A 9,569-nucleotide genomic window follows, 5' to 3' on the forward strand; every position below is an offset into this window, starting at 1 on the left:
CACTCACCCAGGAGTGGTCCGACGTCGAGTCCACCCCCGAGGCCTCGGCCGCCCGCGGCCTGCTGGAACAGGTCATCGCCGAACGGGCGCTGTCACGACTGGCCGAATGGCAAGAGCGCCGCATGGACGAACCGGACGCATGGCGGAAGGTCGGCGGGATCGGCAACTCCTACCTCTACGTCACACCCGACGAACTCGCCTCCTTCGACGCCGCATTCAACCGGCTACTGGAGCCACTGATGGCGCGAATCGCCGACCCGTCCGAGCGGCCGGAAGGGGCCCGGCCCGTCCTGCTGACCACCCTCCTGGTTCCACTCCCGACCACCGGCACCGGTGACTGACGCCAGAGACGCCACCCTGCCGGGAGAGGAACCGGCGGGGGAGGCCACGAGCGCTCCGGAGAAGTCGACCAAGGAGGCGCCGAGCGGGATCCGGAGCCTCCTCGGGAGAAACCAGGACTACCGGCGACTACTCACGGCCGGGCTGATCTCGCAGACCGGTGACTGGGTCATCAGCACCGGCCTGGCCTACCACGTCTACGTACTCACCGGGTCCACACTGTCCAGCGCCACCATGCTGCTGGCCGGCCGCATACCGGACGTCCTGCTCGGTTCACTGGCGGGCGTGCTCGCCGACCGATGGGACCGCCGCAGGCTGCTGGCGATCACGGACATGCTGCTCGCGCTGGGGCTGCTGCCTCTCCTGGCGGTCCGCGAGCCGGGTCAGGTGTGGATCATCTATGCCGTCGCCTTGTGGACAGGCGTGCTCAGCACAGTCCTGTTCCCCGCCCAGAAAGCCCTCGTGCCACAGATCGTGGCCGCCTCACAGCTCGTCAGGGCAAACGCGTTGCATGGGCAGACCGGCCAGGCCGCCAGACTGCTGGGCGCGCTCGCGGGCGGGGTCGCGGTCGGCGCGGGCGGGCTGGCCGCCGTCGTCGGGATCGGCGTGGCCGGCTTCCTGATCTCCGCGCTCCTGCTGGCACACCTGCGGACGCCCGCCCGCGCCGCGACCGCGACGACAATGAGCGGGCAGACTGTGGGCGGGCAGTGGGTCTCCGGGCTGCGGCTGGCCAGAACGAACCGCGGCGTACGCCTGCTGATGACATACATGGTGATCACAGGTCTGGGCGAGGGCATCTTCGGGACGCTCGCGGCACCGTTCGTGGCCGATGTGCTCGGCGGACATGGGGGCGCGTACGGGCTGTTCCTGTCGGCGCAGGCAGTCGGCGGGATCGCCGGCGGTCTGGCGCTCGCCGCCCGCCCGGGGAACGCCACGCCGCGGGCGCTATTGGGGTGGGGGACGGTCGTTTTCGGCTTGGCCGACCTGGCGCTGTTCACCTACCCACTCCTGACGCGTGAGCTGTGGCCGTCCATCGCGCTGATCGGCCTGGCCGGGATACCGGCCGCGGCAGCGATGGCGGGGCTGACCACATTCGCCCAGACGGTCACCAGCGACGACCGGTTAGGCGCCGTCTTCGGGCTCCTCATCAGCGCCCAGGCCGCCACGTCGCTGCTCGGGATGGCGCTGGCGGGCGTGCTCGGCGAACGGCTCGGCATTGTCCCGACGCTCTGCCTACACGCCGGCGGGGCGATCACGGCGGGACTGCTCGTCGTAGTGAAATCAAAGCGCCATGCTCAGTGACCCGCGATGACGCGTGCTTCGGTACGCACCCTTTCGCGACATTGCTACTTAGCGTCTTCTCTGACCTCGAACCGATCACAGTCCCTCAAGATCACATAAGGAGTTCAAAGACACCCTCTCAATGCGGGCGCCATGGGGACACACGTGGACAGCGAGTTGCAGCACTTGACGGCGGTGCGGATCTGATCCCTTCCGACGAACTCGACGCCGATGCCCTTGATGAACAGCACCGCGAAGCCCTTGTGTCACACACATGCCCGCGTCGGTGAACGACCGTGACAAGGGGATCAGCGGATGGCCGGTGGCCCGACGAGTCGGTCAACACGGAAGCGTCAGCACCATCCTGATCAGCAAGCCCGTGGCCGCTCCTCACGCCAGGTCGGCTCAGCCCTCGATCTATGCAACCCATAAGTGTTAGGTCACCTTTCAGTTATCTGCTACGTTGGGCCAAACGATCTGATTGCGGAAGGGGATGGGCGATGACGCAGGCGCCGGAGTTGTCGGTGGAGATGCGGCGGGACGGACTCGACCCGGTCGAGGAACTGGCCCGAGCTCGGGACGGTGAGGGTGTGGTGCAGGTGGTGACGCCGTTCGGCCAGCCCGCGTACCTGGTTCTCCGGCACGAGGATGTGCGCGAGGTGCTTTCGGATCCGACCCGGTTCAGCAACGCCATGACACCGTTCGCCGCGGCCGGTGAGATGAGCCAGGACGAGCAGGACAAGCTGCGGGCCGGGTTTCTGCTCGCATTCGACCCGCCGGAGCACACCCGGTTGCGGCGGATGCTCACCCCGGAGTTCACCATCCGTAGGATGCGCCGGCTCGAGCCGCGCATCGTGGAGATCGTCGAGGCGGCGCTGGACGATCTGGAGCGGGCCGGCAAGCCGGCCGATCTGGTGGAGCACTTCGCGTTGCCGGTGCCGTCGCTGGTGATATGCGAGTTACTGGGAGTGCCGTACGCCGACCGCGCCGAGTTCCAGGAACGTTCCGTTCGCCTGCTCGACATCTCGTTGCCGGTCGAGGAACAGACCGCGGCGCTGCGGGAGAACCGCGCTTACATGGCAGGCCTGGTCGCCCGCGCACAGGCCGACCCGGGCGAGGACATGCTGGGCATGCTGGTGCGCGAGCACGGCGACGATCTGAGCACCGACGAGCTCAACGGCATCGCGGCCCTGCTGCTGCTCGCCGGGCACGAGACGACCTCGAACATGCTCGCCCTGGGCACCCTGGCCCTGCTGCGACACCCCGACCAACTCGCCATGATCCGCGAGGATCCGGCACGGACCGAGCCCGCCATCGAGGAACTGCTGCGCTGGCTGTCCATCGTGCACTCACCGTCACCGCGCACGACCACGACGGATGTGGAGATCGCCGGCCACGTCATCCCCGCGGGATCACTGGTTCTCCTTTCGCTTCCCGCCGCCAACCGCGACGGTGGCCACATCGAGAACCCCGACACCCTCGACATCACCCGGGGCGCCCCCGGACACATCGCCTTCGGCCACGGCGTGCACCACTGTCTCGGAGCGCCGCTGGCCCGCATGGAGATGCGCATCGCCTTCCCGGCCCTCCTGCGACGCTTCCCCAACCTCACACTCGCGGACGAGCAGGCCGACTACCGATTCTTCAGCACCGTCTACGGGTTGAACTCGCTGCGAGTGACCTGGTGAGAGCCGACGCAGCCCGCAACCATGAGCGCATCGTCGGCGCCGCGGTCCTGGCATTCGAGGAGATCGGGCCCCAGGCCACGCTCGAGGAGATCGCCGCACGCGCGAACGTGAGCGTGATGACGGTCTACCGCCGCTTCCGCTCGCGTGACCAACTCGTCCGAGCCGTCTTCGACCACGTCCTCACCACCGAACTCCAGCCCATCACAGCGGTACACACCGACGACCCGTGGCAGGACCTCACCGGGATGCTCGAGGCCGTCACCGAGGTACTCGCCCGGCGTCGGGTCATCATCTCACTCGCCCACGAGTTCGTGACGTTCGCGAACGAGAGCACGCAGCTCTTCATGCACGCCATCGAACCCATGCTGCGCCGGGCCATCGACGCGGGCGTGGTGCGACCGGAACTGCTTCCTCGCGACCTGACCGTGATCACCGTCATGAACCTGGCCACGGTGCACCCAGGAGATCCCCAGGGCGAGGACCGCAGACGCTACCTCGCGCTGCTCATCGACGGACTGCGCCCATCACCGGTCACCCTGCCCCCACCGTCACCGCATGACTTCTTCGAGCCACCCGGCGCCGGCGAACCGGCGCCCTAACTACTCGAAGCTCAAAGCTCCGATATCCCTCTCTCCCATCGACCTCGACGGCTCGCCGTTCTCCGGCAGAGGCCGCTGGGTCTTCCCAGCCCTGTTGCAAGCTGTCACCTCATCCAGCATCAACCTGCTGGACGAGGTGGTGCCCCCCACCCAGGCGGCGGCCACCTCGTGGGGCGCCTGCCGGGCGGGCCTCGGCGTGGACGCGCGGCCTCGGCAGCGCCCTGAGCGCTGGATGCCAGAGCCGGCTCGATCTCGCCGGCGCCGGACTACACGCACCGGATGCCGCCGCGGCCCGCGACCGTGTCTTGGCCGGCGTTCACCTCACCGGACGTCGCGGCACACCCACCTGCTGGAGCACGTACGGCTTGCGTTCGTGCACGGAATGACCAACCTGCTGTGGGGCGCCGCCGCCGTCACGTGCTGTGGAATCGTCGTCACCCTCGTTGTGCTGCCGCGCGGCTCCAACAGCGTTCCACAAACCGAACCGACACCGAGGAGACCGGCATGGAAGTAATCGTCGACCAGGACAGGTGCGCCGCGGGCGGCCTATGCGTCATGGCCGTGCCGGAGGTCTTCGACCAGCGCGGCGAGGACGGCATCGTGGTGCTGCTCGACGCCGATCCGCCCGCCGGCCACCACGAGGCCGTCCGCGAGGCCGTCATGATCTGCCCCGCCGCGGCCATCCGGCTGAAGGAGGATCGGTGAACGGCGTCCTGGTCATCGGCGCTTCCGTCGGCGGTCTCACCGTGGTGGAGGCGCTGCGCCGAAAGGGCTATGACGGGCGCATCGGGTTGGTCGGCGACGAACCGCATCTGCCCTACGACCGGCCACCTCTGTCCAAGGAGATCCTCACCGGCAGGTGGCCGATCGAACGGGTTCTGCTTCGCAACCGTGAGCAGTTGGACGACCTCGACGCCGAGTTGTACCTCGGCCGCCGAGGCGAACAGCTCGACCTCCAGGCCCGCACGGTGTGCCTCGATGACGGGCGCAGCCTGCGGTACGACACCCTCGTGATCGCCACCGGCCTGGCCCCACGCCCGCTGCCGTTCCAGCCCAATATAGCCGGCATACACACGCTGCGAACCGTGGACGACGCCCTCGCGTTGCGCCGGGAGCTGTCCACGGTGCGGCGGGGCGTGATCATCGGCGCGGGAGTGCTCGGCTGCGAGATCGCCGCCGCAGCTCGCTCCCTCGGCCGTCAGGTGACGCTGATCGACGCTCTGCCCGTGCCGATGGCCCGCCAGATCGGCGGGGAACTCGGCGCCCGCATCGCGGCGATGCACCAACGACGTGGCGTTCACCTGCGCATGGGAGCCGGCGTGTGCGGCTTCAACAGCGTGAACGGGCGCGTCGGCGCGGTCGAGTTGGCCGGCGGCGAGGTCGTCCCCACAGACCTGGTGGTCATAGCCGTCGGCTCCGTCCCGGCCACCGGCTGGCTGACCGGCAGCGGACTGACGCTGAGCGACGGCATCGAATGCGACGCATACTGCCGCGCCGCGCCCGACGTCTACGCGGTCGGCGACGTGGCCCGCTGGCGCCACCCCGTCACCGGGGTGAGCACCCGCCTGGAGAACCGCACCAACGCCATAGAACAGGCGCTCACCGTTGCCGCCAACATCCTGCGGGCCGATCGCCCCTACACCCCGACTCCGTACTTCTGGACCGATCAGTACGCCACGAAGATCCAGGTCCACGGCGTCATCGCTCCCGACAGCCGCATCCGGTTGATCGAGGGCGACGCAGCCGCCGGGCGCTTCGTCGCCCTCGCGGAGAGCGGGGACACCGTCACCGCTGCGATCGGCTGGAACCATCCCCGCGTCTTCTCCTCATGAAGAGGCGAATCCATGGGGCATATGTGACACGTGACCGATTATCCCCGCCCGGCCAGGTCATGGCCTCGGGAAGCCGAGACTGGCATAGGCGTTCTCCGCCCGTCCAGGCAGGAAACTTTGTGCGGCATGATGATCGTTCGTGCTTCTTCGCCTGGCGTATTTCACCCTCACGAACGCGTTCGCCGCACTGCGGCTACTGCCGATGAGTGATCGTGACAAGGATGTCGAGATTATCGCTCTGCGTCACCAGATCATGGTCCTTCGCAGGCAGCTCGGCGCCGATGTACGGGTAAGGTTCGCTCCCGAAGACCGCCTGTTCTTAGACCGGGTCCTATGTGGTGAGCCGGACGTTAAGAGGGCATGGGAAGGAACGAGTGGGGGTGGATCGTCCCGGACGGATTCTGGGAGATCGTCCGCCCGTCGTTACCGCCGGCACGGGTGCGTCCACAGGGCGGTGGCACGCAAAACACGCCTGATGAAGCGGTGTTCGCGGCCATCGTCTACGTGCTGGTGAGCGGGTGTGCGTGGCGGACTCTGCCGCCATGTTTCGGGATATCGAAGTCCACCGCGCACCGCCGCTTTCTGATCTGGTCGCGGGCCGGCGTGTGGACCAAGCTGCACCAGGCCGTGCTCGACAAACTCGCTGCCGCTGACCTGCTCGACCTCTCCCGCGTCATGCTCGACTCCGCCCACGTGCGGGCCAAAAGGGGGGCGAACTTGCAGGTCCGAGCCCCGTGGACCGGGGCAAGCCGGGTTCCAAGATGCACGTCCTGTCAGACCGGTGCGGACTGCCCGTCGTGGTCGGTGTCTCATCTGGCAACACCCACGACAGCGAGGGCCTCAAGCCCATCGTGACCGAACTCCAAATGAGACGCGACCCTCGCCACGGCGGTCACATCAAGCCCGGCAAGCTTCACGCGGACAAGGCGTATGGCCGTGCCGACCTGCGTCGATGGTTACGCGGCAGGCCCATCGCGGTTCGTATCGCCCGCAAGGGAATGGAGTCCAGCCAGCGATTAGGCCGGCATCGCTGGGTGATCGAGCGGACTATGTCCTGGTTGACCGGCTATCGACGGCTCACCATCCGCTACGAACGCTACTCCGGCAACTACCTGGCCTTTCTCGGCCTAGCTGCTGCCCTGTGCTGTCACAAGCGGTTCATCCGGCTCACCACATAGGACACGGTCTTAGAACCTGTTGCCCATGTCGCCTGCGCGTTCACGCAGGCGACACCGAGGCAAGGACAAGGGGCCGCCGCGCGTGCGGCTGACGGCGCCGTCAGCGCGGCGGCTCACGGCTTGTCATGGCATCAGGGCGATGGGTGATCACGCATAGCCGATCCACATCTTGCAGTTGTCGACGATCCTGCGGTTCTCGACGTAATGGTAGTCGCACACGTCCATCCAGAGCCTGCGCTCCTCGGCGAATCTGGTGCCGTTGTCGAACGCGCAGCGGCCGTCGTTCGACGGGTCCTCGACGGCCCAGGGCCCATCGTCGGCGCCGTACTCGTACACATAGGCGATGACGCCTCTGCCGTCGCTTCTGTTGTCGCAGACGGTCAGTTTCTCGACGTCTGGGTAGCCATTGAGGTCGGCGTCGAAGAAGGCCGCGCCGCCGCCGGTGGCGTTGTAGATCCATCCGCTGTTGGTGCTCGCCTGCGCCGGTGAGACTGTGCTCAGTACGGCGGCGGCTACCGCCGCGCCGGTCAGGCCGAGTCGGCGTGTCCACTTCATGAGTTGGCCAGCTCCTTCGCCGGTGTTCATTCGGGACGCCTTGTCGCGACCCTCGGTCCTTGATCGTTCCCGTCAGTATCAAGATCGGTTGAGGGGGCGTCAATACCTCTTCGGCGCCTCTGTGGCGGGCTCATGGAGGAGCGGCTGAGCGAGCCTGGGGTCCCCGTTGCGTTCGCTGCCGGATCGCTGCTCCATGCCTGCGGCTGGGGGTGCTGTTCGGGCGGGTGTTCGGGGCGTTCGGGAGGTGGCGGCTGCGCCGGTGTGCGGGTTCAGGCCGTTCACGCCGGGCTCGAGGCCGTGCCCGGGCCAGGTTGGCCTCGCACGGGTCGGGCTGCTCGTCGGCGACGCCTCGCATGGGAGCTGCACAAGATCCAGATCTGGACCCGCCGGCAGCATCTCGGGCTGGGCACGGTGGCCGCCGGCCTGAACAAGACTCAATGCTTCTGCGTCTTGATCCACTGGTTGAGCTCGATACGGGTCGCGCTGGCCCACTCCTTGACCTTCGTCGTGGGCACCGCTTCTTCGGCAGGGTTGTGCGAGGTGAGCGTCCCAGAGAGATGATCCAGGGCGTCAGGGGCGATGGCGCGAACAGGCCTGGGTCAGGCCGTGGCGGGCGCTGAGGCCCTCATGCGGCCGATCGTTCGCAAGACCTCGTCCCGGCTCTTTTCCGCCTTCATCCAGACGGGAAGCCGGGCGATGTTGGTCATGGAGCCTGTGGTGAGAGGAAGTTCGTGACGCTCTTTCAGGCGTGCTGCCACGTAGCCCTCCAACGGATCAAGGTGTCGGAGGTTGTACGCCCACCACAGGTGACCGCGAAACCCGGCCTGGACCCACAAGGGCAACCCGAAGTACGGGTCGACCGCCGTGGCCACGCCGAACATCGAAGACGACTGGAGCAGCGCAACCGCCTCAGCGTTTCGAATCGTCCCCCACGTCAGGGTACGCGATGCACAGGATCGCCCGGTTGAGCGAGCATCACGGCGCACCCGGCGCAGCGCGGGCATCGCACCAAGACTTCGTCCGCGAATGCCGTGATCCACATCTTCGGATCACGGAATCGATCACCAGGCAGAGCAGTCACTCTTCCATCATGACCGGACCAACCTCAACCTCCCCTGGCAGTAACGCCCGGCCCGGTCCGTGGCCGATCGGCTCAGCGGCGGACGCGGTAGCGGATGTGGGTGGCCTCGGGCGTGTCGAGCACCTGAATGATCTCCAACTCGATCTCCGACGGCAGGACGTCGAACAACCGGCGCCCTCCGCCCAGGAGTACTGGAATGTGGTGGATCTGCACTTCATCCAGCACTCCGGCCACGAGGGCCTGCTGCACCGTGTACGCGCCGCCACGAATCTGGACGTCCCGTTCCCCGGCGGCGGCCTTCGCCTGCGCCATCGCGCTTTCGATCCCGTCGTTCACGTAGGTCACCAGCGGATAGCCCCACCTGGCGGCCGGGCCGGGCGGCCGGTGGCTGGGGACGAAGATCGGGAGACCGCCGTGAGAGCCGCCCCAGTGGTCCATGAGCTCAGCGGTCCGCCGTCCCGCGAGGATCGCACCAGCCCCGTTCCATTCGTCTTGGAACTGCTTGACCGGCCCGGGATGCTGGTCCGAGTCAGCCCACCTGTGCAGCCGCTCGCCATCGTTGCCGCCGAGGAAGTCGTTGGGATCGGCGATGTACCCGTCGAGGGACATCGACATGTCGAGCACTGATTTGGACATGGCCCACTCCTCGTTTCACGGCGTGGCCCCTCGGCCACCGCCTGCTCCCGGGTCCGGAGATAAACTGTGTCCCCTGAACACTGTGTACGGTAGAGACAGTTTTGGTGGATGGCAAGCGGGAGGCGACGTGGCGGTCAACGAGGATCCGAGGACACTGGCGGAACTGTTGTGGGGCCTGCGCAAGCCGCGCATCAGAGGCCCCAGGCCCGCCTTCGACCTCGCCCGGCTGGCCGACACCGCCGTCAAGGTCGCCGATACCGAGGGCCTGGAGGCGGTCTCCATGCACCGCATCGCCGCCGAGCTCGGCCTCACCAAGATGGCCCTGTACCGCTACGTCAACGGCAAGACAGAGCTGATGGCCATCATGATCGAGGCGGCGG

11 protein-coding genes are annotated in these 9,569 nt (G+C 67.4%); 8 read left to right on the forward strand and 3 right to left on the reverse strand.

Going from position 1 to position 9,569, the window contains the following annotated elements; all coding sequences use genetic code 11:
• The 7 genes from AB0H81_RS41760 to AB0H81_RS41790 form a co-directional block, all read left to right on the forward strand.
• Positions 1–341, forward strand: a 341-nt coding sequence (locus AB0H81_RS41760; RefSeq protein WP_358387094.1) for a hypothetical protein, incomplete at its 5' end; no start/stop codon positions are given.
• A complete protein-coding gene (locus AB0H81_RS41765) occupies positions 334–1,641 on the forward strand; it encodes an MFS transporter (protein ID WP_358387097.1) in 1,308 nt (435 codons plus the stop codon). The genes AB0H81_RS41760 and AB0H81_RS41765, both read left to right, overlap by 8 nt.
• A gap of 479 nt (positions 1,642–2,120) precedes the next feature.
• Entirely contained in the window at positions 2,121–3,308 is a 1,188-nt protein-coding gene (locus AB0H81_RS41770; RefSeq protein ID WP_358387100.1) for a cytochrome P450, read from the forward strand.
• Positions 3,305–3,907: a TetR/AcrR family transcriptional regulator gene (locus tag AB0H81_RS41775; protein ID WP_358387103.1), complete on the forward strand. Its 603-nt coding sequence runs from the start codon at positions 3,305–3,307 to the stop codon at positions 3,905–3,907. Before AB0H81_RS41770 ends, AB0H81_RS41775 begins: the two co-directional genes overlap by 4 nt.
• Before the next feature lie 504 nt (positions 3,908–4,411).
• A complete protein-coding gene (locus AB0H81_RS41780) occupies positions 4,412–4,612 on the forward strand; it encodes a ferredoxin (protein ID WP_358387106.1) in 201 nt (66 codons plus the stop codon).
• Positions 4,609–5,739 (forward strand): FAD-dependent oxidoreductase, encoded by a 1,131-nt coding sequence (locus AB0H81_RS41785; RefSeq protein WP_358387109.1) that lies wholly within the window; start codon positions 4,609–4,611, stop codon positions 5,737–5,739. The genes AB0H81_RS41780 and AB0H81_RS41785 overlap by 4 nt, the downstream gene beginning before the upstream one ends.
• 360 nt (positions 5,740–6,099) lie before the next feature.
• Positions 6,100–6,917, forward strand: a protein-coding gene (locus tag AB0H81_RS41790; protein WP_358387112.1) for an IS5 family transposase whose coding sequence is annotated in 2 segments (ribosomal slippage) — positions 6,100–6,442 and positions 6,442–6,917 — 819 coding nt in all. Because the reading frame shifts where the segments join, the coding sequence is not laid out codon by codon here.
• 147 nt (positions 6,918–7,064) lie between these two features.
• On the opposite strand, the gene AB0H81_RS41795 is transcribed toward AB0H81_RS41790, so the two are convergent.
• From AB0H81_RS41795 to AB0H81_RS41805, 3 genes are all read right to left on the reverse strand, one after another.
• Positions 7,065–7,502: a hypothetical protein gene (locus tag AB0H81_RS41795; protein ID WP_358387115.1), complete on the reverse strand. Its 438-nt coding sequence runs from the start codon at positions 7,500–7,502 to the stop codon at positions 7,065–7,067.
• Positions 7,503–8,071: 569 nt separating this feature from the next.
• Positions 8,072–8,353 carry a hypothetical protein gene (locus AB0H81_RS41800; RefSeq protein WP_358387118.1) on the reverse strand — a complete coding sequence of 94 codons (282 nt, stop codon included), beginning with the start codon at positions 8,351–8,353 and terminating at the stop codon, positions 8,072–8,074.
• A 272-nt stretch (positions 8,354–8,625) separates the two neighbouring features.
• Entirely contained in the window at positions 8,626–9,189 is a 564-nt protein-coding gene (locus tag AB0H81_RS41805) for a dihydrofolate reductase family protein (RefSeq protein WP_358387121.1), read from the reverse strand.
• A 127-nt stretch (positions 9,190–9,316) separates the two neighbouring features.
• On the opposite strand from AB0H81_RS41805, the gene AB0H81_RS41810 reads away from it, so the two are divergent.
• Positions 9,317–9,569 (forward strand): helix-turn-helix domain-containing protein (locus tag AB0H81_RS41810; RefSeq protein WP_358387123.1); only part of this gene is annotated, 253 nt, incomplete at its 3' end.

The organism is Nonomuraea sp. NPDC050691 (genome assembly GCF_040654455.1).
Taxonomy (GTDB): Bacteria; Actinomycetota; Actinomycetes; order Streptosporangiales; family Streptosporangiaceae; genus Nonomuraea.